General features: G+C 59.7%; 30 protein-coding genes and 1 pseudogene. 17 read left to right on the plus strand and 14 right to left on the minus strand.

Features of this window, described 5'->3' with window-relative positions; translation table 11 throughout:
• The first annotated feature begins 101 nt into the window (after window positions 1-101).
• Window positions 102-722: a tyrosine-type recombinase/integrase gene (locus tag NVV94_RS24315; protein WP_258444839.1), complete on the plus strand. Its 621-nt coding sequence runs from the start codon at window positions 102-104 to the stop codon at window positions 720-722.
• Between the two features lie 96 nt (window positions 723-818).
• Here NVV94_RS24315 and NVV94_RS24320 read toward each other — a convergent pair whose 3' ends face one another.
• On the minus strand, window positions 819-1,226 hold the full coding sequence (locus tag NVV94_RS24320; protein WP_258444840.1) for a helix-turn-helix domain-containing protein: 408 nt from the start codon (window positions 1,224-1,226) through the stop codon (window positions 819-821).
• Between the two features lie 50 nt (window positions 1,227-1,276).
• On the opposite strand from NVV94_RS24320, the gene NVV94_RS24325 reads away from it, so the two are divergent.
• From NVV94_RS24325 to NVV94_RS24345, 5 genes are read left to right on the plus strand one after another with little or no spacing between them, the layout of a single operon-like run.
• Window positions 1,277-2,098 carry a cation diffusion facilitator family transporter gene (locus NVV94_RS24325; RefSeq protein WP_408733434.1) on the plus strand — a complete coding sequence of 274 codons (822 nt, stop codon included), beginning with the start codon at window positions 1,277-1,279 and terminating at the stop codon, window positions 2,096-2,098.
• 28 nt (window positions 2,099-2,126) lie between these two features.
• Window positions 2,127-2,555 carry a copper chaperone PCu(A)C gene (locus NVV94_RS24330; protein WP_258444841.1) on the plus strand — a complete coding sequence of 143 codons (429 nt, stop codon included), beginning with the start codon at window positions 2,127-2,129 and terminating at the stop codon, window positions 2,553-2,555.
• 10 nt (window positions 2,556-2,565) lie between these two features.
• Window positions 2,566-3,000 (plus strand): disulfide bond formation protein B, encoded by a 435-nt coding sequence (locus NVV94_RS24335; RefSeq protein WP_258444842.1) that lies wholly within the window; start codon window positions 2,566-2,568, stop codon window positions 2,998-3,000.
• Window positions 2,997-3,650: a thioredoxin domain-containing protein gene (locus NVV94_RS24340; protein ID WP_258444843.1), complete on the plus strand. Its 654-nt coding sequence runs from the start codon at window positions 2,997-2,999 to the stop codon at window positions 3,648-3,650. The genes NVV94_RS24335 and NVV94_RS24340 overlap by 4 nt, the downstream gene beginning before the upstream one ends.
• Before the next feature lie 4 nt (window positions 3,651-3,654).
• A complete protein-coding gene (locus tag NVV94_RS24345) occupies window positions 3,655-4,119 on the plus strand; it encodes an isoprenylcysteine carboxylmethyltransferase family protein (protein WP_258444844.1) in 465 nt (154 codons plus the stop codon).
• A 226-nt stretch (window positions 4,120-4,345) separates the two neighbouring features.
• On the opposite strand, the gene NVV94_RS24350 is transcribed toward NVV94_RS24345, so the two are convergent.
• From NVV94_RS24350 to NVV94_RS24400, 11 genes are all read right to left on the minus strand, one after another.
• Complete coding sequence (locus NVV94_RS24350; protein ID WP_258444845.1) at window positions 4,346-4,798, minus strand: chromate resistance protein ChrB domain-containing protein; 453 nt, start codon at window positions 4,796-4,798, stop codon at window positions 4,346-4,348.
• A 14-nt stretch (window positions 4,799-4,812) separates the two neighbouring features.
• Window positions 4,813-5,139 (minus strand): rhodanese-like domain-containing protein, encoded by a 327-nt coding sequence (locus tag NVV94_RS24355; RefSeq protein WP_258444846.1) that lies wholly within the window; start codon window positions 5,137-5,139, stop codon window positions 4,813-4,815.
• A 10-nt stretch (window positions 5,140-5,149) separates the two neighbouring features.
• Window positions 5,150-6,442, minus strand: coding sequence for a chromate efflux transporter (gene chrA / locus NVV94_RS24360; RefSeq protein WP_258447808.1), 1,293 nt, complete (start codon window positions 6,440-6,442; stop codon window positions 5,150-5,152).
• 68 nt (window positions 6,443-6,510) lie between these two features.
• Window positions 6,511-7,452, minus strand: coding sequence for a chromate resistance protein ChrB domain-containing protein (locus NVV94_RS24365; RefSeq protein ID WP_258447809.1), 942 nt, complete (start codon window positions 7,450-7,452; stop codon window positions 6,511-6,513).
• A gap of 946 nt (window positions 7,453-8,398) precedes the next feature.
• Window positions 8,399-8,608, minus strand: coding sequence for a hypothetical protein (locus tag NVV94_RS24370; RefSeq protein ID WP_258444847.1), 210 nt, complete (start codon window positions 8,606-8,608; stop codon window positions 8,399-8,401).
• Window positions 8,609-8,850: 242 nt separating this feature from the next.
• Complete coding sequence (locus NVV94_RS24375; protein WP_258444848.1) at window positions 8,851-9,672, minus strand: hypothetical protein; 822 nt, start codon at window positions 9,670-9,672, stop codon at window positions 8,851-8,853.
• Window positions 9,669-9,839 (minus strand): hypothetical protein, encoded by a 171-nt coding sequence (locus NVV94_RS24380; RefSeq protein WP_258444849.1) that lies wholly within the window; start codon window positions 9,837-9,839, stop codon window positions 9,669-9,671. Before NVV94_RS24380 ends, NVV94_RS24375 begins: the two co-directional genes overlap by 4 nt.
• Before the next feature lie 3 nt (window positions 9,840-9,842).
• Window positions 9,843-10,175, minus strand: a complete 333-nt coding sequence (locus NVV94_RS24385) for a hypothetical protein (RefSeq protein ID WP_258444850.1) — start codon at window positions 10,173-10,175, stop codon at window positions 9,843-9,845.
• A gap of 1 nt (window position 10,176) precedes the next feature.
• The gene (locus NVV94_RS24390) at window positions 10,177-10,473 is read right to left on the minus strand and encodes a helix-turn-helix domain-containing protein (RefSeq protein ID WP_258444851.1); all 297 of its coding nucleotides are present in this window, start codon (window positions 10,471-10,473) and stop codon (window positions 10,177-10,179) included.
• Between the two features lie 189 nt (window positions 10,474-10,662).
• Window positions 10,663-11,403: a hypothetical protein gene (locus NVV94_RS24395; protein WP_258444852.1), complete on the minus strand. Its 741-nt coding sequence runs from the start codon at window positions 11,401-11,403 to the stop codon at window positions 10,663-10,665.
• A 98-nt stretch (window positions 11,404-11,501) separates the two neighbouring features.
• A complete protein-coding gene (locus NVV94_RS24400) occupies window positions 11,502-11,771 on the minus strand; it encodes a tyrosine-type recombinase/integrase (RefSeq protein ID WP_258444853.1) in 270 nt (89 codons plus the stop codon).
• Between NVV94_RS24400 and NVV94_RS24405 the strand changes: the two are divergent.
• A pseudogene (locus NVV94_RS24405) lies at window positions 11,688-12,718 on the plus strand (IS3 family transposase); the annotation flags it as partial. The gene NVV94_RS24400 and the pseudogene NVV94_RS24405 sit on opposite strands and share 84 nt — an antisense overlap.
• A gap of 149 nt (window positions 12,719-12,867) precedes the next feature.
• Window positions 12,868-13,134, plus strand: a complete 267-nt coding sequence (locus tag NVV94_RS24410; RefSeq protein WP_258444854.1) for a hypothetical protein — start codon at window positions 12,868-12,870, stop codon at window positions 13,132-13,134.
• 58 nt (window positions 13,135-13,192) lie between these two features.
• Here the strand turns inward: NVV94_RS24410 and istB are convergent, their stop codons facing one another.
• Window positions 13,193-13,981, minus strand: a complete 789-nt coding sequence (istB, locus tag NVV94_RS24415) for an IS21-like element helper ATPase IstB (protein ID WP_258444855.1) — start codon at window positions 13,979-13,981, stop codon at window positions 13,193-13,195.
• Window positions 13,978-15,000 carry an IS21 family transposase gene (istA, locus tag NVV94_RS24420; RefSeq protein ID WP_258444856.1) on the minus strand — a complete coding sequence of 341 codons (1,023 nt, stop codon included), beginning with the start codon at window positions 14,998-15,000 and terminating at the stop codon, window positions 13,978-13,980. Before istA ends, istB begins: the two co-directional genes overlap by 4 nt.
• An 86-nt stretch (window positions 15,001-15,086) precedes the next feature.
• Between istA and NVV94_RS24425 the strand changes: the two genes are divergently transcribed.
• The 9 genes from NVV94_RS24425 to NVV94_RS24465 all read left to right on the plus strand — a co-directional run bounded on the left by NVV94_RS24425 (window position 15,087) and on the right by NVV94_RS24465 (window position 26,100).
• A complete protein-coding gene (locus NVV94_RS24425) occupies window positions 15,087-16,118 on the plus strand; it encodes an IS110 family transposase (protein WP_258447810.1) in 1,032 nt (343 codons plus the stop codon).
• A 670-nt stretch (window positions 16,119-16,788) separates the two neighbouring features.
• Window positions 16,789-18,516 carry a PAS domain-containing sensor histidine kinase gene (locus NVV94_RS24430; protein ID WP_258444857.1) on the plus strand — a complete coding sequence of 576 codons (1,728 nt, stop codon included), beginning with the start codon at window positions 16,789-16,791 and terminating at the stop codon, window positions 18,514-18,516.
• Between the two features lie 7 nt (window positions 18,517-18,523).
• Window positions 18,524-20,041, plus strand: a complete 1,518-nt coding sequence (locus NVV94_RS24435) for a sigma-54 dependent transcriptional regulator (protein ID WP_258444858.1) — start codon at window positions 18,524-18,526, stop codon at window positions 20,039-20,041.
• A gap of 39 nt (window positions 20,042-20,080) precedes the next feature.
• Entirely contained in the window at window positions 20,081-21,403 is a 1,323-nt protein-coding gene (locus NVV94_RS24440; protein ID WP_258444859.1) for an ABC transporter substrate-binding protein, read from the plus strand.
• 31 nt (window positions 21,404-21,434) lie between these two features.
• On the plus strand, window positions 21,435-22,769 hold the full coding sequence (locus NVV94_RS24445; protein WP_258444860.1) for an ABC transporter substrate-binding protein: 1,335 nt from the start codon (window positions 21,435-21,437) through the stop codon (window positions 22,767-22,769).
• A gap of 74 nt (window positions 22,770-22,843) precedes the next feature.
• On the plus strand, window positions 22,844-23,743 hold the full coding sequence (locus NVV94_RS24450; RefSeq protein ID WP_258444861.1) for a branched-chain amino acid ABC transporter permease: 900 nt from the start codon (window positions 22,844-22,846) through the stop codon (window positions 23,741-23,743).
• A 1-nt stretch (window position 23,744) separates the two neighbouring features.
• Window positions 23,745-24,689 carry a branched-chain amino acid ABC transporter permease gene (locus NVV94_RS24455; protein ID WP_258444862.1) on the plus strand — a complete coding sequence of 315 codons (945 nt, stop codon included), beginning with the start codon at window positions 23,745-23,747 and terminating at the stop codon, window positions 24,687-24,689.
• Window positions 24,686-25,456 (plus strand): ABC transporter ATP-binding protein, encoded by a 771-nt coding sequence (locus NVV94_RS24460; RefSeq protein ID WP_258444863.1) that lies wholly within the window; start codon window positions 24,686-24,688, stop codon window positions 25,454-25,456. Before NVV94_RS24455 ends, NVV94_RS24460 begins: the two co-directional genes overlap by 4 nt.
• Window positions 25,453-26,100 (plus strand): ABC transporter ATP-binding protein, encoded by a 648-nt coding sequence (locus NVV94_RS24465; protein WP_258444864.1) that lies wholly within the window; start codon window positions 25,453-25,455, stop codon window positions 26,098-26,100. Before NVV94_RS24460 ends, NVV94_RS24465 begins: the two co-directional genes overlap by 4 nt.
• The last annotated feature ends 3 nt before the right edge of the window (window positions 26,101-26,103 follow it).

Raw genomic sequence — 26,103 nt, forward strand, 5'->3', positions numbered from 1 at the left:
TTATTCACCCACTTCAGCGACTGACCGCAATGGGTCGGTTAGCGACCACCACGCACTGTGACTGATCCACCCTTGTCCTCCCTCAACGTGGAGGACAAGCCATGAATACTATTGCTACATACAGCCACCAGCCTTGGAACAAGGGAAAGCTTGTCGGGCAGAAAGCCCCTCTCCGAGTCAGAGATATCTGGGCCATCCGGGTCAGGCTCCAGCTCGCGGAGAAGTCACGGGATCTGGCTCTCTTCAACTTGGCTATCGACAGCAAGCTGCGTGCCTGTGACTTAACCAAGTTGCGAGTACGAGACATAGCCCATGGGGAACATGTGTCGTCACGGGCCATCGTGATGCAGCAGAAAACTCAGCACCCAGTGCAATTTGAAATCACTGAGCAAACCCGATCGGATCTGGAGGCTTGGATGCATCAGGCCCACCTCCGCAGTGAGGACTTCCTGTTTCCGACCCGGTTGCACGGCTCAGATCATCTCTCCACCAGGCAATACGCTCGAATAGTCAAAGCGTGGGTGACAGCCATTGGCCTTGACCCAACCATGTACGGTACTCACACGCTACGGAGAACCAAGGCATCGCTGATCTATCGCAGGACGAAGAACCTGAGAGCTGTCCAACTCCTGCTTGGTCATACGAAGCTTGAAAGCACCGTCAGATACCTGGGAATCGAGGTCGATGACGCCCTGGAAATGGCGGAACAGACGGAAGTCTGACCACCCACTGCGACGGTCGATGCTAGACCGTCGCTGTCCGACCCACACCTGACGTTGGCGACAGGCAAAAATCGGCCAAAAGCAGGCACCCACCGCTTAGCGCCGTTGACTCAGAGATTCGATGATCCGGCATTCCTCGATCACCCCCCCATGACAGCAGGACAGCAGACGTTGAAGCTCTTGCTCAAGACCTTGCAGATCGCGGATACGCAATCTGACTTGATCCAGCTGCTCCGCGACCTTGGCATCGACCGCAGCGCAGGACGCCTGGCGGTGGTCAGCAAACCCCAGTAGCTGGCGAATGTCGTCGAGGCTGAAGCCCAAAGCACGGCTGCGACGAATGAACAGCAGACGATCACGCTCTTCTTCCGTGTACTGGCGGTATCCGGAGGCATTGCGTGAGGCCGAAGGCAACAGGCCTAGCTGTTCGTAATAGCGGATTGTCACCGCCTTGGTGTCGGTGGCGCGTGCCAGTTGACCCACGGTGAAAGTTGTCGCGTTCATGGGGCTTGACCTTATAGTCGCTATAACCCTTATTCTAACCGCAAGATCGAATGAGCGAGGAACTGATCATGGACAGCTGCTGCGAGAACAAGGCCGAAGAACTGGCCCAACTGCGAGCCAAACAGAGCCGAGTGCTCTATATAGTCCTGGCCATCAATGCGGCCATGTTCCTAGTGGAGTTCGTCGCCGGCTGGATCGCTAACTCCACAGCTCTGCTCGGCGACTCGCTGGACATGTTCGGCGATGCCTCCGTCTACGCCCTTACGCTGTTCGTCCTGCACCGTAGCGCCCGAGCTCGGGCTGGCGCCGCGCTGTTCAAGGGTGGGTTCATGCTGCTGTTCGGTATGCTGGTAGTGGCCGATGCCCTGCGCAAGCTGATGCTGCAGGAAGTGCCCGCCGCCGATTGGATGGGTACCGTCGGTGCTCTCGCTCTGCTCGCCAATGGCTACTGCTTCGCGCTGCTCTATCGCCATCGCACCGACGATCTGAACATGCGTTCGACCTGGCTCTGTTCGCGCAACGATCTGCTGGCCAACAGCAGCGTGATCGCCGCCGCCAGTCTGGTTGCGCTGACCGGCAGCCTGTGGCCGGACATTCTGGTCGGCCTGGCCATTGCCGCCCTGTTCCTGCACTCCGCCAGGCAAGTCATCCGCGAAGCCTGGCGGGAATGGCGGGCTAGCGCACCCCAGCCGCAGCCCCAACCAAGCTCCAGCTGCTGTGCCAGCGAGCCACAAGCCAAATCGGACTCCTGCTGCGCCGCGACACCCGCTGCCAGCACGGCACAGCCGTTGCTGGGCATCGTCGAGCCGAGCCAATCGCAGAATCAGACTACTTCAGCAAAGGGCTGCTGCGGCCCGAAACAAGATCACTAGGATCTAGATAACAACAAGGAGAATACCGATGCGGCGACTCGTCCGACTGGGCACAGCCTTGCTGCTGGCCGTCTCGACCACAGCCATGGCCGATCTGGAAGTGAGTGCGGCGAAACTGCGTCTGCTGCCAGGAGACCTGCCGGCCGCCGGCTATTTCACCCTAACCAACAACGGCAGCACGCCGGTGGTGTTGAGTGGGGCGCAGAGCCCGGCCTTCGGTCAGGTGATGATGCACCGCAGCTCGCTGGAGAATGGCATGGCCAGCATGCAGCATCTCGAGCAGCTTGAGGTACCTGCCGGAGCCACTCTGACCTTTGCCTCCGGCGGCTATCACCTAATGCTGATGCACCGCCAACGGGAGCTAGCCCTGGGTGATCAGATCGAAGTGAACCTGCAGTTCGCCGATGGCCAGAACCTGCCGGTAACTTTTACCGCCGTACCGCCAACCGCACAGTGAGGAGAGTCTTATGACCACCAAGGCTCCTTCCGGCCCCTGGAGACTACTGCTCCTGGCCTGGCTGCTCGCACTGTTCTCTACTCTGGCCGCGCTGTTCATTGGCGAGGTTATGGGGCAGGCGCCTTGCGTGCTGTGCTGGTTCCAGCGCGCCTTTATGTTCCCCCTGGCAGTGATCCTGGCCGTGGCCTGCTATCGCTCAGACTTCGATGTCTGGCGCTATGCGCTACCCCTTGCCGGTATCGGTGCATTGCTCGCCCTCAGTCACAGCTTGCTGTATGCCGGCCTGATTCCGCAGCGCATCCAGCCTTGCAGTGCCACCGGCCCATCCTGCTCGGACGCCAACATGACCATCCTCGGAGGCATCCCGCTACCGCTAGTAGCGCTGGGTGCATTCGTCCTAATCGCCATCCTGCTTCTCATCATCCGTCGGAGAACCGCCCAATGAACCGCCGTACTCTGGTACTGGTTATCAGCGCCTTGCTTTTGGCCGCCTTCGCCGCTGCTGCATTCTTCTACCAGGGCGCCACCCCGCCACTCCAGAAGCAGGCGGCGCCCACCCCGCAAGGCAGCAGCGCCCTAGTGCGCTTCCACTCGCCAGTATTCGGCCCGGCCAAGGCGCCAGTGACCATAGTCGAGTTCTTCGACCCGTCCTGCGAAGCCTGCCGCGCCTTCTACCCGATCGTGAAAAAGATCCTCGCCGAGAATCCAAGTGATGTGCGCTTGGTGATGCGCTATGTGCTGTTCCACCAGGGTTCCGAGGAGGTTGCCCGAATGCTGGAGGCGTCCCGCAAGCAGGAACTCTTCCCGCAAGTGCTGGAAGCGGTGCTCGCCGCTCAGCCAGGCTGGCACGATGACCCCGAAGTTGCCAAAGCCTGGGAAGCAGCCGCCTCGGTTGGCCTGGACGTCGATAAGGCACGTGCCGACATGAACTCGCCGGAAGTCGACGCCGTACTCAAGACCGATATGCAGGACGTTCAGACCGTGGGTGTTCGTGGTACCCCTACCTTCTTCGTCAACGGCCGACCGCTGGACGAATTCGGCCCCGAGCCGCTGCGCGAGCTGGTAAGCAACGAAATCGCCAAAGCCGGGAACTGACACTATGCGCTGGTTAGAGAACCGCATTCCGCCGCCTCTGGTAGCCACCCTTTTCGGTCTGCTGATCTGGCTTGCTGCCCGCCAGTTGCCAGGCGGCCTGGAGCTGGCCATCGAGTGGCGCCTTGGCGCTGCCTTGGCCGTGCTGCTGGCGGGCGCGGGTGTCTGTCTGGCCGGCGTACTGTCTTTCCGGCGCGCCCGCACCACGGTCAACCCATTGAAGCCGGAGACGGCCTCGGCGTTGGTCAGTTCGGGCATATACCGCTACACGCGAAACCCGATGTATCTAGGCTTTGCCATCGCTCTGCTGGCCTGGTCGATATTCCTCGCCTGGCCGCTGGCATTGCTGGGTGTGCTTGGCTTCGCCCTGTACATGAACCGCTTCCAGATCGGCCCGGAAGAGCGGGCACTCAGTGCTCTCTTCGGCGCAGACTTCCATCAATACTGTGGTCGAGTACGACGTTGGCTCTAACGTCAGCCCCTTCCAACCAACAGCTCACCGTTCCCAGTGCCCGACGTCCGTATATGGAACGAAATTGCCCGCCTCAAATGGCAGCTGTTGCAGGAAAAGCATTACGTATCTCCTCTGAGTAAAGTGCCATCAGGGATGCACGGCTCACCCTACAGCCTGCAACATCACCGTGGAGCTTAGCGGCGGTTGGCAGTTAAACATTCGCCAGTAGCGGCTGGCAGTCGCCTCACATCTGTGGCGGCCAGTTATGTAACTCGCCCTGGCAGTCCTTGCACCAGGCATACAGGCCGTCGTACATGACCAGGCCATGGCGCAGCATTTCATGGTCATCGGTGAAGGTCTTCGACAATCCCAGCGAGATGGCATACAGCCCTGCCGACTGAGGAGTGAAATCGAGTCTTGAGGTATCGGCACCGCGCACTATCTGCGCCAGTTGCTGCAAGGCCGGCTCATCCAGTTGGTACTTCTTCAAGAACGCATCGAAGCTGCACAACTCGCCTTCATGAGTGAGCTCGACACCAGGGATGTCGTAAGGTGTAGCGCCTTCCTCTCGCGCCAGGCGCAGCACATCGCCACTCGGCACATAGAGAAACTCTGGAGTTGTATCGATAAAACGGGCGATCAGCCAAGGGCAAGCGATCCGGTCGATCTTCGGGCGTTCGCGGGTGATCCACTTCATGCAGCACCTCCAGCCTAACGGGATAGGCTCCGGGTTGGCTGGCCAGCGCCGTGCCAGCCAGCAAAACCATCGATCAAGTAGCGCGCATCCAGGCCCATAGCCTCCAGTGTGGCGGCGATGCCCTGGCTGATTTCATGCCCCTTGGCGCAATAGAGAATCACTGGCCTGTCCCGTGGAACCTGATCCCTCCAGGTGAATACTTCCTCGGGATCGCACCAGTGTGCACCGGGTATTTCTGTGGCATCGGCAAGTCGCACGCTCGTACGGCGCACATCCAGCAGAGTGAACGTCCGATCTGCTGTCTGCCATTCCGCCAGTTCGCATATCGAGATTCTGCTCATCCTCCACCTCTCAGTTTTGCAGCAGGTGTACCGCCAGTCCGGCCAACGCACAGGCCGCCAGCACCTGGATGACGCCGCGCTTAAAGCGAAACAAAGCAACGGCCGCTGCCAGTGCAATCAGCGCCGACGGCCAGTCGAAAGTCCCCTCGAAGCCTTGCGGCCAGAGCACGTGATAGCCGAAGAACAACGCCAGATTGAGGATCACCCCGACCACGGCGGCAGTGATAGCCGTCAGCGGCGCAGTGAACTTCAGTTCGTTGTGGGTCGACTCCACCAATGGGCCGCCCGCGAGAATGAACAGGAAGGACGGCAGGAAGGTAAACCAAGTGACCAGGCTGGCGGCCACGGCCCCTGCCAGGAAGGCCTGATCGGCACCGAACACCTGCTGCACATAGCCACCGACGAAACCGACAAAAGCCACCACCATGATCAGCGGCCCTGGCGTGGTTTCACCCAGGGCCAGGCCGTCGATCATCTGTGTCGGGGTCAGCCAGCCGTAGTGGCCGACTGCGCCCTGATAGACATAGGGCAGTACCGCATAGGCACCGCCGAAGGTCAGCAGTGCGGCCTTGGTAAAGAACCAACCCATTTGTGTCAGGGTGCCTTCCCAACCGAACAGGGCGGTCAACAAGCCCATGGGCAATGCCCACAGCGCCGCTCCTATAACTGCCAGCAAGAGCAGGCGCGGCCAGCGAAAGCGCGCATGTTTAGGTGACGGGGTGTCGTCATCGATCAGCGCGGGGCCGAAGGACTCCTTGGTCGCGCCGTGGCCGCCACCAATGCTAAATTTCTGGGGAGCGAATCGCCCACCGAAATAACCGATCACCGCGGCCCCCAGCACGATCAGCGGGAACGGCAGGTTGAGGGCGAAGATAGCCACAAACGAGGCGGCAGCTATCGTCCACAGCCAGTTGTTCTTCAGCGCACGGGAGCCGATGCGGTGGGCGGCCTGCACCACGATGGCGGTCACTGCGGGTTTGATCCCATAGAACAGCCCGGCCACCACTGGAACTTCGCCGAAGGCGATATAGACCCACGACAGCGCGATCAGGATAAACAGCGAGGGTAGGACGAACAGTACCCCGGCAATCACCCCGCCCCAGGTACGGTGCATCAGCCAGCCGATATAGGTGGCCAGTTGCTGGGCTTCCGGCCCCGGCAGCAGCATGCAGTAGTTCAGGGCATGCAGAAAACGGCGTTCAGAAATCCAGCGCCGACGCTCCACCAGCTCCTGGTGCATGATCGAGATCTGCCCAGCCGGACCGCCGAAACTGATGAAGCCCAACTTGAGCCAGAAAGCCAAGGCTTGCCAGAAGCTGACGGGCTGTGCCGGTAGTGCCGGTTTTTCAGCGGTGTGCGCGGCAGTTTGCGTCACGTCGAGGGTACTCCTTTGTCGAAGCTGGCCAGCAAACCGTCAAAAATGGCGGAAGCAGCAGTCAGCAATTGATCGTCTTGGGTAAGGGTTTCGCGCAGCCCGGCTAGCACGCTCTCGATGCCTGCGGCCTCTGGCGGTTGTACGCCGCCCACATCGAGGTAATGCACAAGTAAGCCCAGCCGTGCGATAGCGGGTTGCTCCAGCCCGAAGCTTGCCGCCAGCACCTCGAAGGTGACGCGACTTCCGACATGACTGAATGTCGCGCCGTCGAAGTCGAAGCCCAGCGCATCGGCCGGGCAATCCTCGGGACTGACCAGCCACAAAATCCTGGCCTGCGGATCGATAAAGCGGCGGATCAGCCAGGCACTGGCTAAGCGATCTACCCACGGCCGCTGTCGTGTCGCCCAAGTGCGCCCCTGGTGGTCGGATGAGCGCAACTGTGCGATTACACCGGCCATGGCATGAGGCTCATCCGGGGACAGGGCGCGGGCGTAGGCTAGCTCCAACTCTTGCAAGGCTTTATCCGTTTGCTGTTGTGCCTCGCCAGGGAAAAAGTCGATTTCGACCAGGCTGGCGAAAGCTTTGCGGAGTTTGCGTACCTGCTTGAGCGTGTCCTGCACGGTATCGGCGGTCAGGGTGTTCCGCGACTGCATGACCTCGGCCAGTACGGGCGCGTAGTCCTCGCTGCGATCAAACAGGTTGGTAAAGTTCGCACCTTCAGGCTCTTCGAAACGCAGCACATGGGCTGCCCCACCAGCTTCACGCACATCTGAGGCCAAACCATCTAGAGTGGCGCGGCAGTCCTCGCGCTCAGGCATCAGATAGACACCATCACGCAGCACAGCTGCACCGGAGGCTTTCAGCGAGCGCCAAGCCCGTTGCCGAGCAGTGGCATTCTCGGTGGGCAAGGAAAGGATGAGTGCTAGCAGCTTCATTATGTAGAGATATATTCAATTGTGAATCGGTCTCTACATATTGACCTCCGATAAAGGAGATCGCAAGCGCTTACGTTGTACCTGCCTGCTTTCGGGGTTGGTCAGAGTCATCAGCGAGTGGGTCACAACCACTGGAATGGGGGGGCAGAACCTCCAGCACGGGCGGGTCACAATCGCTGGAACTGGGTGTCAGTATCACGGGAATACACACAGAGTGTCCGCCACAGTCATGCTGATGTCTCCTGTCCTTTGGGACGTTCCTTTAGGGGCTGAGGCAGAGTGTGTTCAACCAGCAAAACCCCTGGTTAATTAGCCATCCTACCTTTGCCATAACGGCGGTGATGACCGCTTTTGGCCGATTGTTGCCTGTCGCGAATTGCGGCAACTCGTCGCTCTGCCTCCCCCTAGTTTGGAGGTCCATTGGTCATTCTGGGTGCAAACGATGGCCAGCACCAAACCAGTTTTTTGGTAATGGACCGGCCGTTCCATTGGCTATGCCGTAGACAGGCCGTTCGTGATGGCTTACGCGCGCGCGTACTGCTCCGAAAACTATCAAATCCCCTCGCCCGTTAGGGCTTTCCTAAATCATCAATTTCTTTTTGGCGACTGCTGAAAACACCTCAGTGGTTCTGGAATCAAACCACTTCAAGCTCCAGTTTCTCCGCGGTTGGAGCAAGGAGTCATACGGGATGCTCCATGGGAGTGTGGTTGTACGTTTTGCACAAACTCGCAGCCACTGCGCAGTAGCGCCCCGTCGGTGCATGGCACGCGCGACAGCGCCGTAATATGGTTGATGTATTGGGCAAGGTCCTGGCGCCACTTGGGCGATTATTGGCGGGCGTTGGTGTAGAGGCTTGTCCCGGAGCTGGGCGGTACGCTCGACCAGCTTCATGTACTGATGATCCGTGGTGCGATTCGCCATGCTCAGTCTGCCAGTGGCCGATTACCGTCATTCCGGCGCCATCATCACCGCGAGCGTCATCTTGATGAATTCCTCATTCTTGTCGAGGGCTTCAAGGGCTCCGCGCACGTTGTCGGCGACCTCAGCCGAGCCGCGCTGTTCGACCCAGTTCGAAGGCTCCATGATGGCAGCATCGAGGGCAAGTTGATTTTCGTTGAGTTTAAACAGCAGCGAGGGGAGTAGATCTGAGTTTGGCATGGTGTTTCCTCCATGAAGAGGAAAGGTAGCAGGATGTTTGGTTGAGAGCGGCCTGCTGAGCAAAGTTGTATTGGCAGACGACCTTTTCTCAAGGCACCTGAAGTGATCGATTGATCGGATTTCCCTTGTGAATGCCGAATGAGCCTCACGGCAGTGAGGCTTTTTTCAGGAATCAGACATGCTCGGTACGTCGTTTACTCAAGTGTTTAGCGATGCGTGAATGTCCTCATGTATGGGGACATTCAGTTGTGGTCGCTATCGGGTGGAAAGCACTCAGCCAGCCACTCCTCCTCTGTTTGTTCTTCTGGTCGCTTGTGCGATTGGGTAGGTACGCTGACTGCCGTGTACCCGTCTGTACTGATTACCGTTTTACCGTGGTTTTCAGTCCCCGTGGTTTGATTCCCCTGGAAGCCTTGATTTTGCTGGGCTGGAGCCGAATCCTTGTCCGGCACTTTTGTCCGGCAGTTGTCCGTCGCTTGTCCGGCAATTGTCCGGCAGTTGTCCGGCTGAAAGGCGTTACGCACCTCAGCAGAAGTGATGGAAAGGGGGCGGAGCGATGCGGTGTCCAGCCGGTTTTTTAGCCCGGCTACCATATCTGCAGCGAACAGGATGTCCCGCAGGTTACCCAGATAGTCATGGAGCGACGAAAGGCGCTTTGGCGTGGGAAGGCCGGTTGATTGCCAGAAACGGTAGAGATGGCTGCGTTTGCCAATGCGAAAGTGCCCTTTCGGCAGATCAGAGCCTTTTGCCCCTGCCTTGGTGGTACGGTCACGATTCAGCTTCGCGTTGAAGATGGCGTGGGAATCCAGACCATCTACAAACGACGGAAGCTGGATCGCCACACCAGCCGCCTGCTGATGACCAAACTTGCCCGTCGAATAACCGCCATACTCATATGCATCGATCCCGAGCGTGACCAGGATTTCGCGCAGAAGAGCTGGTTTATGTTTCTGCAACCACTCTTCAGGAACGTCCTTGTCACTGGACGGGCGGATGACGAGCTGACCAAGCTCGATACTGATTTCATCTCCTCGGCGGAGCAATTTCCCGACGGTAACGGTCATTCGAGCACCAAGGCTTTGGTCAGTTTGTCCTCCAGTGCAAGCAGGCCAGCTACAACGGCCAGCGTCACCAGCTCGACAGCCAGCGGTTGAAGGTGCATCGAAACAGTTACTTTCAACAGACAAGCCGGGGCCGTCACCGCCTCTTGGCAGCGTTGAAAATCCTCCATGGTTTAAACCCCTAACTGAATGGCATTGCGCTCGTTGCAAGCGGCGATATTGGAGTTGGCCTGTGCGCCGAAGTAATAAACCAGGCCATGATGAGGGCGCCCGTGATCCTCGGTCAGAGTGATACGTTGGGTCTTGAGGGGAGGCTCTTGCACACGCAACGCCTTAACACGGGCCGCAGGCATCAGGATGTTCTGCTCAATCTGGGCGGTAATCGTGCCCGCCGGGCCGGCTTGCTGGCTAGCCAGAAGATGGGCGCGCTGTGCATCGGTATTGGTATCACTCCAGGTCAATTTCTGGGGGGCGACCTGTTGGACGGCCTTATTGCTCTCCGTCATGTTAGGCGACCTCGTCGGTATGGCCTGCGGTGCGATCGGCCAGAAACTGCGCCAAATCATTCACGCGATAGCGCACCAGACGGCCAACCTTGATGAAGGGCAGGTTATAGCGGCCAGTGGAGCGCCAGACGCTCAAGGTGCTGGCTTTGATACAAAGCGCCTGGGCCGCTTGCTTATCGTTGACCTGCACGGGTGGCTTGTCTGCGGGGTAGCCAAGCGCGACGGAAATCTGAGCCACAATTTCATTGATATGTTGGGACTTGATATCGGCAATAGTACGCGCGTGGGAAATGGTCATCGTAAATCCTCGTAATCGTCAGGGTGCGAGGAGAACGATGGGGCAACCTACTGGACCAGGCGCAAGTGGTCCAGGTAGACCGGGTCTACTTTTTTTTGCGAAATAGCATCGCAGCTGAGCGTCTATTTTTCATCGCTACCAGCTCATCGTTTGCGCCGATTCGTCCAAAGTGTGGCCATATTCCTGCAATTACTTTGCAACCTCTACAAGCAAACGCCCCCAAGCCTCTACAAATGGTTTTGTTTTGGTGCTTTTTCCCTGATTGGCTCCATCGAATAAGCCGCCAGGGCTGGTCAATCCTTGTTGAACGACCCATTCCCAGCACGCGTGACGCGCCCCCACGGTTCCACTCTGCGCGGAACGGAGATTCGTCGCCGTAAACTCACCTTGACCCTTGAACCAGCGGCGAAGATGTTCGATGCGTTGATCAAGCACAGGTAGATTTTGGTCCACTCCCTCTTGAGAGTTGCGCTCCCGCTGCTCCGAGTCAATTTTTTGAAGCTCTTGCTGCTCATGCATTTTTTCAGCAATGACTTCCGCTAAGCCATCTTGATCAATAGGAATCTCGACCCCCTGACCTATAGACCAGCGAATTACTTTCTTGAACTCAGCCATTGTGAAAGGGAACGGTAAAACAGGTTTGCTCAAATTATTGGACGGATGCTTCCCCAGGAAATTTCTTTCTGCACGGGTGAGACTGGATCGAATGTCATCAGACAGCTCCTGCCGCTTGAGCCCCTCCTTGGGGTCTATTTCAAAAAAGCCAAGAAAATCATCTTCGCTTTCGTCTTCTCCTACACAAATCTTGATGAAGTCGGCATATCCAAATTCAATATCGCCATCAATGGCGTCCAAAGTTTTCATGAGGGCTGCCAAGCCTTTTGCGCTTTCTTCTTGGGCCAACAGCTCCTCGGGACCGATCTCCTCCAATGCAACATCTCCTCTTTAAACGACCTACTGAAAGGTGACCAGCCCGGTGGGTAGGTGACCCGCTTTTCGTTCCGTTGGGCTAGGCTGACCACAACTGATCATGCGTTGGCCGTGCGCCCCATCGCTGCTGTGATCTTCTCCAATGCCTCGCGCACCGGATCAGTGGCTAAGTGGGCATAGCGGGCGGTGGTCACCGTCGTCGTGTGCCCTAGCAGTTTGCCAACCATTGGAAGGCTCACGCCTTGGCCGACCAGCCAGCTTGCTGTTGTGTGGCGAAGATCATGAATGTGTCGGCGGTCAGTGCCGGCGAGGCGGTGGTGCCTGCGTCCGAGTTGAGCGATGCACTCAAGCAGATCCGTGAACTGCAACGGATGCTGGTCAAGAAAACGATGGAAGCGGAAATCCTCAAAGAGGCCGTGGAGATCGCCCGCTCGCGAAAATGGATTGCGCACTCACCCTTGTTGCCGGGGGACGACCAGTGAAACTGGTCAGTAAATGTCTCGGTGTAGCGCGCTCTCAATTAACGGTTCGAATCAAGCAATCAGCATCGCCCAGCGTGCGGCGAAGTAGACCGCTGGACGATGCTGATCTGGTCGCCGAAATCCAGCAGCAGGTCAGCGAGCTGCCTAGCTATGGCTATCGACGGGTATGGGGTTTACTGCGCCGCGAACGCGAAGCCAAGTTGCAGCCCGTGGTCAATGTGAAGCGGGTTTATCGGGTCATGCGTGACCACAATCTGCTGCTGGCGCGCCGCCTCAAGCAGCCTGGCGTGCCGCGTCGGCACGAAGGCCGTATTGCCGTGAAAACCAGCGATACCCGTTGGTGCTCGGACGGGTTTGAGTTCCGCTGCGAGGATGGTGCAAAACTGAGCGTGACCTTTGCCCTGGATTGTTGTGATCGTGAGGCCATCGGCTGGGTCGCCAGCCCGACCGGCTATAGCGGGGACGATATCCGCGACTTGATGCTGGAGAGCGTTGAAAAGCGCTTTGGCGATCAACTGCCGACAACGCCGGTGCAGTGGCTGAGCGATAACGGCTCGGCTTACACCGCCGAGCAGACGCGTTTATTTGCCCGCCAGATTGGTCTGCAACCGGTAACCACACCGGTACGCAGCCCACAAAGCAACGGCATGGCGGAGAGCTTCGTGAAGACGATCAAGCGCGACTACGTGGCCCATATGCCCAAGCCGGATCGGGAAACGGCGCTGCGCAACCTGGCGATTGCCTTCGAGCATTACAACGAGCAGCATCCGCACAGCGCATTGAAATACCGCTCGCCGAGGGAGTTCAGGCGCTTGGCAGAGGCATCAATTTAACAGGGACTTGGTGTCCGGTTTTATAGGGGCAAGTCCATTGAGAATATATCTACCCCCTTCACTAAGGCGTGTTTATCCTGATTGGGTGGCTTTTTGAGGAGCATTCCGACACGATAGTCGCAACTGTCAGCAAACGGAGTATTTTGCGAGTGTCCCGTCGCCCCGCCTTTAAAACCATCCACTACGTCCGTGCCACCTACAACAAAGGGGCTCAGCCGACGAAAAATTTTGAGCAACTGGTTCGCCAGGCAATGAATAAGCTTGGTCGTATGGATGAAACAGATATCACCATGTCCACGCTTGGCGTGGTAAGTGTTCGCCATCGCGAAACCAAAACGGGAGAGTCGCTGAGGCTGGCCATCGGGGCGGGCGTCCCCGGAGAGCAGATGACCACCATTGGTGCCAATACCGGTTGAAAACTGACCCACCCTACCGAAGTAAAACTGACCCACCCCGGCGGTTGATATCGTCGATCTACGAGCGAGGGGCGCCGGTTTCCCGAGGCACCACCTGACCCGACTTCAGCTTGTCTTTCAGCCGGTAGCTCTGCCCGCTGACCTGCACGATGTGCGCATGGTGCAGCAGCCGATCCAGCAGTGCGGCGGTCAGGGTCGAGTCCTCAGCAAAGGTCGTGGCCCATTGGCTGAACGGCAGGTTGCTGGTCAGTACCACGCTGCCCTGTTCATAGCGTTTGGCGATGACATTGAAAAACAGATTGGCTTCGTCGCGGCCAAACGGCAGGTAACCGATCTCGTCGATCACCAGCAATTTCGAGCGCTGGACGACCCGGCTGAAGTACTGAGGCAGACGCCCTTGCTGGTGCGCGGCAACCAGTTGCAGGGTCAGGTCGGCCGCTGAGATGAACCGGGTGGAGATGCCGGCCATGATTGCCCGGTGGGCCAGCGCGCTGGCCAGGTGCGTCTTGCCTACGCCCGAAGGCCCCAGCAGCACGACGTTCTCGCGACGTTCGATGAAGGCCAGTCCGGCCAGTTCCAGGAGCTGGCTTTGCGGTGCGCCGCTGGCAAACTTGAAATCATATTGTTCAAGGGTTTTGACCGCAGGGAGTCCAGACAGATGCAGCAGGGTTTGCCGCCGTCGCTCCTGCCGGGCCCGATCTTCGGTGAGCAACAGCTGCTCCAGGAAGTCGGCATAACTGGTCTCTTGCTCCGCCGCCTGTTGCGCCAACGCCGGCCATTCGGCGGCGAAGGTGTCCAGCTTGAACTGTTGGCACAGCGCCTCGATACGCAGGTGTTGCAGGCTCATGGGCGCATCTCCAGCAACGATTGATACACCGACAAGGGGTGTTGCAGGCTTTCCACCGGGATCGGCTGAGTCTGCGTGGTTATCGTCGCCATAAGCTGATGGCGCTCGGGTAACGGCAGCAGATGGTGCACCTCGCTATCGAGTCGATGCTGCGGTACCTCACCCGTCGTCGCATGCACCCGGGCGTTGGCAATCTCCATCAGCCACGGCCCGATTTTGCTGTTGGCGACCTCGACGTTGAGCAGTAAGTCGACCTGCTTGAGCGTGGCTGCCAAGGGCACGACAAAGCTGTTTTTCAGGTAATGGTTGAAGCGCTCGACCTTGCCCTTGGTCTGCGCCCGATAGGGTCGACAGACCTTCGGCGTGAAGCCATAACGCTCGGCCAGCGCCAGCAGGGCCGGGTTCCAGCGATGCTCGCCGGGGCCATAGACGTCGCGGTCTAGAATGACCGTCTTGGCGTTATCGAACAGCAGTTTTCGCGGCGTCCCACCGAAGTAGCGCAAGGCTTTTTCGATCCCGGCGCACCAGGCCGCCGAGTCCTCACGGCGCGAGAAAACCACATAGGTAGCCCGGCTCCAGCCCAGCGTGGCGACGAAGGCCAGCAGCGGGTCTTTGCCACGCCGAATGACCGTGAAGTCCACCTGCATCTGCTCACCAGGTTCGGTTTCGAAACGGACGACAGGCTCAACCGGCTTGGACTTCAGGGCGAGCAGGAAGCTGGTGAGAATGGAATAGCCGCCCAAATAACCTTGTTCGCGAATCTCGCGCAATAACACGGTGGCGGGAATCCAGTGCGGTCGAGCCGCCTCGACTCGCTGGCGAAGATACTCCTCGAACGGTGCCAGTTTGCTTGCCCGTTCGACGCGCGGGCCATAAACGAGCGGTTGGCGAACGGCTTGCAGCTTGAGATGGCGTCGAACCGTGTTGCGCGAGCAGTGCATCTGCCGGGCAATGGCCCGGATCGATAGACCCTGGCGGATAAGAACACTGATTTCCACGTGTTGCTCCTTGGACAGCATGGGCAGCTCGCAAAAGCCGCAGTGTGCCCAAGTGGGTCAGTTTTGAACCGGTAGGGTGGGTCAGTTTTGCATCGGTACTGACACACATGAAGCTTATGCGCATTGGGGTCGACTTGGCCAAGAACGTGTTTCAGATCCACGGTGTGGATTGTCATGAGCAGCCAGTCTGGCGGCAGCGTTTACCTCGCGATCGCTGGCTTCAAACGGTGCTGGAGAAGATCGAGCCCGGTTGTGAGATCGGCATGGAAAGTTGTGGCGGTGCGCACCATTGGGCACGGCAGCTACAGGCACGCGGATTTCGGGTGAGGCTGATCGCGCCTCAGTTCGTCAAACCGTACGTCAAGAGCAACAAGAACGACGCCAACGATGCCGAGGCAATCTGTGAGGCGATGAGTCGCCCCAGCATGCGCTTCGTCGCCGTCAAGACCATCGAACAACAGGATATCCAGGCGACGCATCGCATCCGGGCCGGCTTAATCGAACAGCGGACGGCCAAAGCTAATCAGATTCGTGGGCTGATCGCCGAGTACGGCCTCGTTGCACCGAAGGAATTACTCATGCTGCGTCGCGCAATACCGTGCTGGTTGGAAGAGGCAGATAACGGTTTGACGGCACGTTTTCGTCGTCTGCTGAATGGCTTGTGGGACGACCTCCGCGCACTGGATGAGCGCGTGAGCGAACTCGATGGCGAGATATCTGCAATCGCGGCAAGCGAGCCGACTGCCGTCCGTTTGCAGCAACTGCGCGGCGTCGGCCCGATGATCGCCACCGCACTCATTGCTGCCATCGGTGATGCCCGACAGTTTGCCAATGGCCGACAGTTGGCCGCCTCGCTAGGGCTGACGCCCAAGCAACACAGCTCCGGAGGTAAAGATCGGCTACTTGGCATCAGCAAACGTGGCGATGCTTATCTGCGAACACTGATGATCCACGGTGCGCGCTCGGCCCTGCGTACGGCCGCTTCCAAAGACGATCGGCTCAGCCAGTGGGCTGTTCGCTTGGCCGAGCGATCACATCCCAATGTGGCCGCTATCGCCCTGGCCAACAAAACCGCACGCATGGCTTGGGCGATGCTGCGCAACGGGACTGATTACCAACCGAATCGGGCTGCGGCCTGATCTACCAAACCGTCACGTCCAACGAGTAAACAAACCGTCTACCCAGATTGCTGAGCAACCCGAACGATGGCAAACCGGTCGAACCGGCGTCGGCAAAACCCTCAAATGTCCAGGTGCGTAAAGCACGTAGAAGCGATTGGGAGCCGACGCGCGAATAGCCCATCATGGCCCTGCATCGAATCGATGCCGAAGTCAGAGGCCGAATATACGTGCGCAGTCGGCACGGGCGCCAAAGCGAAGGAAGCTTGCAACGAGGAGGAGTCCATATACGGACAGTTGAGATCCTCAGGCGGATCCCCGTATCTGCGCGTTGTGCCTGCGCGTTAATAGGTGCGCCCCCCCCCCCAAAGTTAACGCCCACCACGGCTTCCCCTGTGAAACGCTCCTACATTAGGCCGCGCGACTATTCGCCGTCCCAATAGTCCACACAGTCGACATTCCGGGCAACGGCGACAAACCCTGAGGCTTGCCTTCGGAGCCGACTTTGAAGTCGACAAGCGTCAACTGGCCGACCGGGGAATCCATTATCTTGTAGGTGCAGGTCATGTGTGCGGGCTCCGGCGTTCATGGCAGGGGTACCTTGAAGGCCAATGCGACTTCTTGGCAATGGACAAGTCTGAGCCCAGATCCTTATTCTGCCAAGAACATACAAAAAATAACTATAAATCCCATGAATGTCGATTCTCCTGTCAATACGCTCTGGAGATGGCTCGCCCGACCTCAGCGCAGTCTGGTGGCGCGCTATACCCTGTTGTCAATCGTCGTCATGAGCGTGGCGCTGATTGCTTTGGCGGTGCTCTACGAGCAACTGGCCAAGGATCTGCTCAACCGGCTGACTGGAGAGCGCCTCGATGCCCAGGCGTTGTCGACGGCCAACCGCGTTTCATCATTTCTGGATGATCGCTTCTACCAGCTTTCGGCGTTGTCGAACCACCCCGATATGCCGGATTTCATCGCCGACCAGGCGCACCCGGCCGGCGCTGTCGACGCGCTGCTCAAGCTTGAAGGCGAATTGCCCTTTTTATACGGCGTGCTGTTTTTCGACGAGAACGAGCGCCTGCTCAAGGTCTTGCCCGGGCAAGCGGCCTCGGGCGACCCTTACTGGCGCAACAAGGATTGGACCGTCAAAGGCTTGCCGAGCCAGAAGGTTGGCGACGTTGAGGTAATCGGGCCGGTACTGCCACAGGCGGGCCGCTCCGGTTGGTTGCTGATCCGCAAGACCATACGCAATGGCAGGACCGATCACCGGGTGCGGATCGGGCTGCACTTGCGCCTGGCCTCGTTGACCGAGCTGCTGGTCAGCTCCGGCATGAGTGGCGTCGTCTCCCCCTTGTTGCGCGTACCGGGCGGGGCCTTTGTCGATGCCACCGGTCGCCAGGTCGAGACACCGGCTGAGTGGCGCGAAGGACCGGTGATCCTGCCCGGTTGGCAAATCGTTTTCAGCGTACAGCCAGGGGCCATCCTCAAGCCCCTGGACGATGCCCGCTGGTGGTTGTACCTGGCGGCGGCAGGCTTCGTCGTTTTTATCCTGATCGTGTTTTTTACCCTCTCAAGACAGCTGCGGGCGAGGGTCGGCACGCTTGTGCAAGGCGCGCATCAGCTGTCGATGGGAGACCTGAGCTACCGACTTCCAGAACAACCGAACAACGATGAAATCGGCCATGTTGCACGGGCCTTCAACGTCATGGCCGAGCGCCTGGCCGGTGTCCTGGAAAAAACCGTGCGCACGGAAAACCTGGCCGTGCTCGGCACCTTTGCCACAGGCGTCGCCCATGAAGTGCGCAACCCGTTGACAACGATGAAAACCACGGTACAGGCCTTGCTTCGTCGCGAACAAGAGGCGGAGCGACGCATGCTTCTGAGCGATCTGGGCCAGGAAATCGACCGCCTGTCCCATGTCACCAGTGACCTGCTCGAATACGGCCGGCCACACCCGGCCAACCCGCAAGTCGTCGATGTTGCCGAGCTGTTCGAGCGAACCGCTAGGCTGATCGAGCCCGAGGCGCAGGCGAAAAACATTGAGTTTTCATTCACCAGCACACCGGGTTTACAGGCGTATGTCGACCCGGATCAGACCCAACAGGTCCTGCTCAACCTGTGCCTCAATGCCCTGGAAGCCTGCGCGCGCGACAAGCGGGTGTGCCTTGATGGCCAGGCGCGAGGTGACAGGGTGCGCGTGACGGTGATCGATCAGGGTTGTGGTATTCCTGAAGCCGCCTTGCAGCAGGTCCGCCAGCCATTTTTCACCTTGAAAGCCCGCGGTACCGGGCTGGGCTTGAGTATTTGCCAGCAGTTGCTGGAGGCCAACGCTTCCACGATGGAGATTTCCAGTACCCCCGGCGAGGGAACCCGGGTGGTGCTCGATTTCCCCGCACCCTCAGTGATTCATTTGAAGTGAGCGACAGATGTCCGAAATTCACGTATTGATCATCGATGACGAAGAGGCGTTGGTACGCTCGCTGAGCTACGCCTTGCATGCAGAGGGGATGCGCATCAGCGCGGTCTACAGTGGCGAGGCCGCGCTGGAGCGGGTGGCGGGCAAAAGCACCGATATCGATATCGTCCTGCTGGACCTGGGCCTGCCCGGAATGGACGGCATTGCCACCCTGGAGGGGTTGCGCAAGTGCCAGCCACAGTTGCCGGTGATCATGATCTCGGCGCACGGTGATACCCGTGCCGCCGTCCAGGCGGTGAAGGGCGGGGCCACGGACTATCTGACCAAGCCATTCGAGCTCGATGACTTGTTGGCAACGATCAACACTACCCTGAGCGTTCAGACCTCGTCACAACAGGACGAGCCGGCCAGCTGCGACGAACAGCCCGGTGGGCTGTTGGGGCAAAGCCCGGCGATGCGTGGGCTGCAGGCAGCGGTGCAGCGCATTGCCCGCAGTTCGGCAACCCGCATCCTGCTGCTGGGTGAGTCGGGCACGGGCAAGACGCTGGTAGCCCAGGCGTTGCATGCCAATAGCACGCGCAGCTCGCATGCCTTCATCGAAGTCAACTGTGCGGCGCTGCCGGAGCAGTTGATCGAGGCCGAGCTGTTCGGATCCGAGAAGGGCTCCTACACCGGCGCCCACCAAAAGCGCGTTGGCCTGGTCAGCCAGGCCAACGGCGGCACCCTGTTCCTCGATGAAATCGGCGAGCTGCCGTTGGCGCTGCAGGCCAAGCTGCTGCACTTCCTGGAAAACGGCAGCTATCGCGCAGTGGGTGCCAGCCAGGCAAGCAGTGCCGATGTACGTGTGGTCGCCGCGACCAACCGCGACCTTGCCGAGGATGTGCGTCAGGGCCGTTTTCGTGAAGACCTGTTCTATCGCCTGAACGTCATTACCATCGATATTCCGGCCTTGCGCGAACGAGGCGAAGACGTGCTGCTGCTGGCCCGGTACTTTGCCAGGCGCCAGGCATTGGAAGAAAAGGTCGATCCGATTCAGTTCCAGCCCGACAGCGTCGCCGCCTTGGGTCGATACCGCTGGCCAGGCAATGTTCGCGAGCTGAAAAACCTCATCGAGCGCCTGACCATTCTTTTGCCTGGGCAGGCGATCAGCGCCGCACAGTTGCCCACCCACATGCAGACGCTCGAGCAGCCAGCCGAGGCATGCTCGGTGCTGGGCGATCAGCTTGAGCGCGCAGAGCGCGAACTGGTCAACGATGCCTTGAACCGTACCGCCGGCCACAAGGGGCTGGCAGCCGGACTGCTGGGCATTTCCCGGCATGCCCTCAAGCGCCGATTGCAGCGCCTGGGCATTGAGCGCTCGGATGAGCGCTTAGCGCTCAACACCTCTCGCCCAACGCCGCGGTTCAATAAACTGCGGCACGCATCAAATCAAGGTTCTCACCTTGCAAAGCCTCATTGCCGGGCGCTTGAGCGCCCCAGCGGGCAACGGCTTGCAGAGGCTGGCACAGCCTTTGCTCTAACCACTTAGCTAACCGACAAGAGGCGTCCCGAACGCCCAAGGGATTTTATGCAACTGCCGTTTCAACATTTGCGCACCATTGTTGCCTTGAGCAGCCTGCTGCTGAGCCTTGCATCCAATGCACAGGCCGGCCGAGTGGAGCTGGGCGCGGCTGCGTCGCAGGCGGACCTGACACTGGGTTGCCTGTACCCGATGACCGAACGGGCAGCCATCTACGGCCAGGACAGCATCGCCGGCATTCAGGTGGCGCTGGGTGAAGTGCAGGCGCAAAGAGAAGCAGGGCAGCAGGTGCCACGGATACGCGTGATCATTGATGATGATCAATCCAAGGCCTCCTACGGTGCGAGCCTGGCCAAGGACTTCATTCACAAGGACGGTGTGCAGGTCTTGTGCGGCATGGTGTCTTCCGGGGTGGCGCTGGCGGTCAGCCAATTGGCCCGGCAGGAAAAAGTGCTGATGATCGGCACCGACCATGCCTCTTCGCGGATGAACCTGGAAAACGGCCATCGCTATTACTTCCGGGTCACCAACGACACCTGGACCTCCATGGCCGCCGGTGCCCGCTACCTGCAAACGCTACAGGCCAGGACCGGCTGGAAGCGCCTGGCATTCATCGGCCCGGACTATGAATACGGCCATGTCTCGCGTGACGACTTGCACGAAGCGCTGCGCCAACTGGGTGTGGAGTTCGAAGACGTGACCGAACTCTGGCCACGTTTGTATGAGCCCGATTACTCGGCCTACATCGCCGCGCTTGAGCAGGCCAAGCCGGACATTATCGTCTCCGCCCTGTGGGGTGGCGACTTCCACGCCTTCGTCAAGCAAGCCGCTGGTACCCGATTGTTCGAAACCTCGCGCCTGGCGAACTTCGACACCGGTGGCAACTATGACTTTCTCGTCTCGCTTGGAGACAAGGCGCCACCCGGCCTGATCCTCTCCGCCCGGCACAACAACAATTGGCCGGATACCGCGCGCAACAAATCGTTTGTAGAGCGCTTCCACGCCTTGAGCGGTCGCTTCCCGACCTATGCAGCCGAGGGGGCTTATACCGGCGTGATGGTTCTAGCCAAGGCTTACCAAAAAACCGCTGGGGCAACCGACAGCCAGGCGCTGATCCAGGCCCTGGAAGGGCTGGAAATTGCCTTGCCGGAAGACCCACCCGGCTTCGTTTCGCGAATCGACCCGATTACCCACCAGATCCAGCAGACACAGGCGGTCGGCACGCCGATCGCCAACAGCGATTACCCGCCCGCGCAACTGATGCTGGGCAACTGGTCAGTGTATTCGGCGCAGGAACTGCTGCCCGACCCCGCCGTGTGGGCGCGTCGGCGAGCGGTGCAATCAAGTATCCCCGAGGGGCATGCCCCTTAGCTTCACTCATCAACTGGCAATGGAAACAGCGATGAATAACTATAAGAAAAGCCTCAAGCAACACAGCAAAAAACTGCCTCTGGCACTGGCCATCGCCACGGCAGGCTTGGCGATGACCTTCAATGCCGCGGTAATGGCCGCGGAAAACGGCAAGTTCCGTATCGGCGTGGTGACCTTCCTCTCCGGCCCGGCGGCCGGGCCGTTCGGCGAACCTTCGGCCAATGCCGCCAAGGTGCTGGTGGAAGGCCTCAACCAGGGCAAGCTGCCGGCGCCTTACAACACCCTGGGCATCAATGGTGCCGAGATCGAAGTGGTGATCATCGATGAAGCCGGTGGTGCGGCCAAGCAGGTGGAAGAGTTCCGCAACCTGGTGCAACGCCAGAAGGTCGATGCAGTGGTCGGCTACATCTCTTCCGGTGATTGCCTGGCCATCGCGCCGGTCGCCGAAGAGCTGGGGGCGATGACCGTGTTCTACGATTGCGGCACCTCGCAACTATTCAACGAAGACAAGGCCCCGCAGTTTGTCTTCCGCACCAGCCTGGACGCTGCGGTAGACAATATCGGCGCGGCCCGTTACCTGGCCAGGACCCGCCCGGATGCAATGCGCGTTGCCGGCATCCAGCAGAACTACGCCTGGGGCCAGGACAGCTGGAACGACTTCACCCACTCCATGGAACAGATCATGCCGGCCGCCAAGGTGGTCGAGTCGCAAATGCCGAAAGTCTTCCAGGGCCAGTATGGTGCCGAGATCTCCGCGTTGTCGGTCAAGCGCCCGGACATCATCCATTCCAGCTTCTGGGGGGGCGACATGGAAGCCCTGGTGCTGCAAGCCAACTCGCGCGGCCTGCTCGAGGACGCCACTGCCGTATTGACCTGTGGCGAGTCCGCCCTTGACCGTTACAAGGACCAGGCGCCCAACGGCATGATCATCGGTGGTCGCGGGCCGTTCGGCACCTTTGCGCCCGATAACGCCCTCAACCGCTGGTTCAAGGACGCCTACCAGTCGGCCTACCAGATCGCCCCGACTTATCCGGCCAGCAAGATGGCCCAGGCGATTCTCGGCCTCAAGTTCGCTGCTGAAAACGCCAAGGTCGCGCCAGGCAAGATTCCTGCGCCGATCGAAATGGCCAAGGCCTTCAAGGGTGCCACCTTCGAGTCGGTGTCGGGCACGGTGCAGATGGCCCGCGCAGGCGGCCACCAAGCATTGCAGGGTATCTCCTACGGTGAATACCACTACGACGCGGCCAGCAAGAAAGGCAGCGTGCAAAACGTCATCGCCTTCTCCGGCGATTGCGTGACCCCGCCAGACGGCACCACCGCGCTGGACTGGATCAAGGCCGGTTTCCCTGGCGCGCAGTGCAACTGATCGCGTTGCACCTCTGATCTACCGTGGCGGCCAGCCTGTGGGCGCCGCCACCTTTTTGCCAAGGTAGGACCGATATGATGAGTCTTTACGCGGTGCTGATTGACGGCGCCATCTATGCCTCGTGGCTGTTTCTGGTCGCCGCCGGGCTCACCGTTATCTACGGTGTCATGCGCATCCTGAACATGGCCCATGGCAGCTTTTATGCCATTGGCGCCTATGCGGCCGCCTCGCTGGTGGGCTGGTATTTCAACAATGGGGTAGGGCCGGTGTGGATCGGTTACCTGCTGATGCTCGGCTGTGCCCTGGCGGCCGGGCTGATCGTGGGCCTGATCATCGAACGTGGCCTGCTGCGGTTCATGTACGGCCGCGATGAGGTGCTGATGGTGATCATCACCTACGCCCTGCTACTGGTGTTGGAAGACACCATGAAGATGATCTGGGGCGTCAACCCGTACTTCGCCTACCAGCCCTACGCCGAGATGGGCCGCAGTGTGCTGGCCGGGCTGAAGGTCTCCAATTACGACTTGATGCTGGTCGGTGTCTCGGTGGTGCTGGGGCTGGGCTTGTGGCTGTGGCTCGAGCGCACTAACCAGGGCAAGGTCCTGCGCGCGGTGATCCATGACCGCGAAGTGGCCATGGCCATGGGCGTCAATGTGCGGCGCATGTTCACCCTGGTGTTCGTACTCGGCACCGTGCTCGGCACCCTGGCCGGTGCGCTGACGGCGCCGGCCATTTCCGTGGTGCCCGGCATGGGCGTGGAGATCATCGTGCTGGCCTTCGCCGTGGTCGTGGTCGGCGGCATGGGCAGCATCGAAGGCGCTGCAGTGGGCGCATTGCTGGTCGGCTTGAGCCGTGCCGCGGCCGTGCATTACGCGCCGCAATTCGAACTCTTTGTGATTTACGGCGTCATGGCGCTGGTTCTCGCGGTCCGTCCGCAAGGGCTGTTCGGCCGCGTGCTTGCGAGGAAAATTTAAGATGCGCCTGGATAAAACCGAACTGATTCTGCTCGGCATTGCTGCCGTGCTGGTGGCCTGCGGCCTGATTGCGCCGCAATGGCTTGTGTTCTTGCTGACCATGGCGTTGGCCAAGGCCATGGTGGTGCAGGGCGTGGTCATGCAAATGCGCGCGGGCCTGGTGACCTTTGGCCAGGGTTTGTTCTTCTGCATCGGTGGCTACGCCGTGGGCATGAGCGGGCACTTTCTGGACATCACCGACCTGCCGTTGCTGCTGTTGATCGGCGTTGCCGCTGCCGTGGCGCTGGCAATGCTGCTGGGCCTGTTGATGACCCGCTATCGCGAGATCTTCTTCGCCATGTTGTCCCTCGCGTTCTCGATGATTCTGTATGGCATGTTGGTGAAAAGCCCGGCCCTGGGCAGCACCGACGGCTTCAACGTCAAGGCCTGGACCCTGTTCGGCTGGAGCCCGGCGGCAGGCGAGGCGCCTTTGGCGCTGTTCGTGATCATCGTCGCTATTTCAGCCGTGCTCGCCGTGTTGCTGCATCGCTATAGCCGCAGCAGCGCGGGGGTGATGTGCGAAGCCATTCGCGAAAACGAAGTGCGCGTGGAGTACCTGGGCCAGTCGCCGCGCTGGGTGCTGTACATGAACTATGTCGCAGCCGCCGGGGTATCGGCGCTGGGTGGTGGTTTCATGGCCCTGGCCGCCGGGCACATCGACCCGGAAATGGCTTATTGGATCACCTCGGGCGAGTTCGTCTTCATCGCCTTGCTCGGTGGCACCGCCCATGTCGCGGCACCGTTTCTGGCCGCCATTCTCTTTGCGGTGGTACGGACCTACGCCATCGAACTGGTACCCCACAGCTGGCAGATGATCCTGGGCTTCACCCTGTTGGCCATTATCGTATTTCTTCCCAAGGGGCTGTGGAGCCTGTTCAGCAGGCAAGCACGGGGGGCTAAAGCATGAGCTGCATTCTTGAAACGCGTGGGCTGTACAAGGAATTTGGCGCAGTAACCGCCGCAAAAGACGTCAATGTGCGGATCGACAAGGGCGAAGTGGTGGGGGTGATCGGCTCCAACGGCGCCGGTAAAACCACATTCATCAACATGGTGACCGGCTACCTGAAGCCCAGCCGTGGCGAGATCCTGTTCAACGGCCAGTCGATCATCGGCCGCACGCCACGGGCGATTACCCGGGCCGGTATGGCGCGTTCCTTCCAGGTTGCCCAGTTGTTCCCCGAGCTGACGGTGATGGACAACCTGCTGATCGCATTGGCCGCCGCCGAATCGCCGTTCCCGTCGCTGTTGCGGCCCATGCGCAGCGCTTCGCGGATTGCCCGCGCCGATTCGATCCTGGCCGAGTTCAGCATCCTCCACTGGCGCGAAAGCAAAGTCACGGCGGTGCCGCAGGGCGTGCGCAAGTTGATCGATATCGCCATGGCGTTGATCGGCGACCCACAAATGCTCCTGCTCGACGAACCCACCAGCGGCGTCAGCGCCGAAGAGAAAACACAACTGATGGACACTGTGATGCAAGTGGTTTCCCGGCATCAGGTGACGGTGCTGTTCGTCGAGCACGACATGGATGTGGTGCGCCGCTATGTGTCGCGCATCCTAGCGTTCTACGGCGGCGAAGTGCTGGCCGATGGCGCGCCGCAAACGGTGTTGGCCAATTCGCGGGTCCAGGAGTTGGTCACCGGCGGTCAACGTGCACATAAGGGGGCCGTGGTATGAGCCTGGAAATTCGTAATTTGAACGTGTCGATCGAATCGGTACCGATTCTGCACGATGTTTCGTTGACGGTCGGTGCAGGACAAATGGTCGGTCTGATCGGCCACAACGGTGCCGGCAAGACCACCTTGATCCGCACCCTCATGGGCCTGCTCGACGCCGACTCCGGCTCGATCCGTTTCGCAGGGCAAGACCTTTGTGCGCAGCCAGGTTTCCAGCGTGCAGCGGCGGGTATCAGTTACTTGCCCGAAGACCGCCGGTTGATTCCGGCCCTGACGGTGGAAGAGAACATCCTGCTGCCGGTCTGGGCCAACAAGCTGGCGGGCAGTGCAGAGCGCCTTGAATGGGTGTACAGCCTGATCCCGGAAATTGCCCAGTTCCGCACTCGCCGCGCCATGCAACTGTCCGGGGGGCAGCAAAAACTGGTGGCCCTGGCCCGGGCGCTGATGCCTGGGCAACGCCTGCTGATTCTCGATGAGCCTTTCGAAGGCGTAGCCCCGGTGTTGTCACGGCGCTTGAGCGAGGTGATCGCGCAACTGGGTCAGGAAGGCTTGTGCGTGCTGATCTCCGAATCCGATGACACCCATTCCGCTGACCTGGTCGATGCGCTTTACCGCATCGAGCGCGGCAGCGTGACAGCAGGTTAAGGA

The sequence above is a fragment of the Pseudomonas sp. LS1212 genome (assembly GCF_024741815.1).
In the GTDB taxonomy this organism is placed as follows: domain Bacteria; phylum Pseudomonadota; class Gammaproteobacteria; order Pseudomonadales; family Pseudomonadaceae; genus Aquipseudomonas.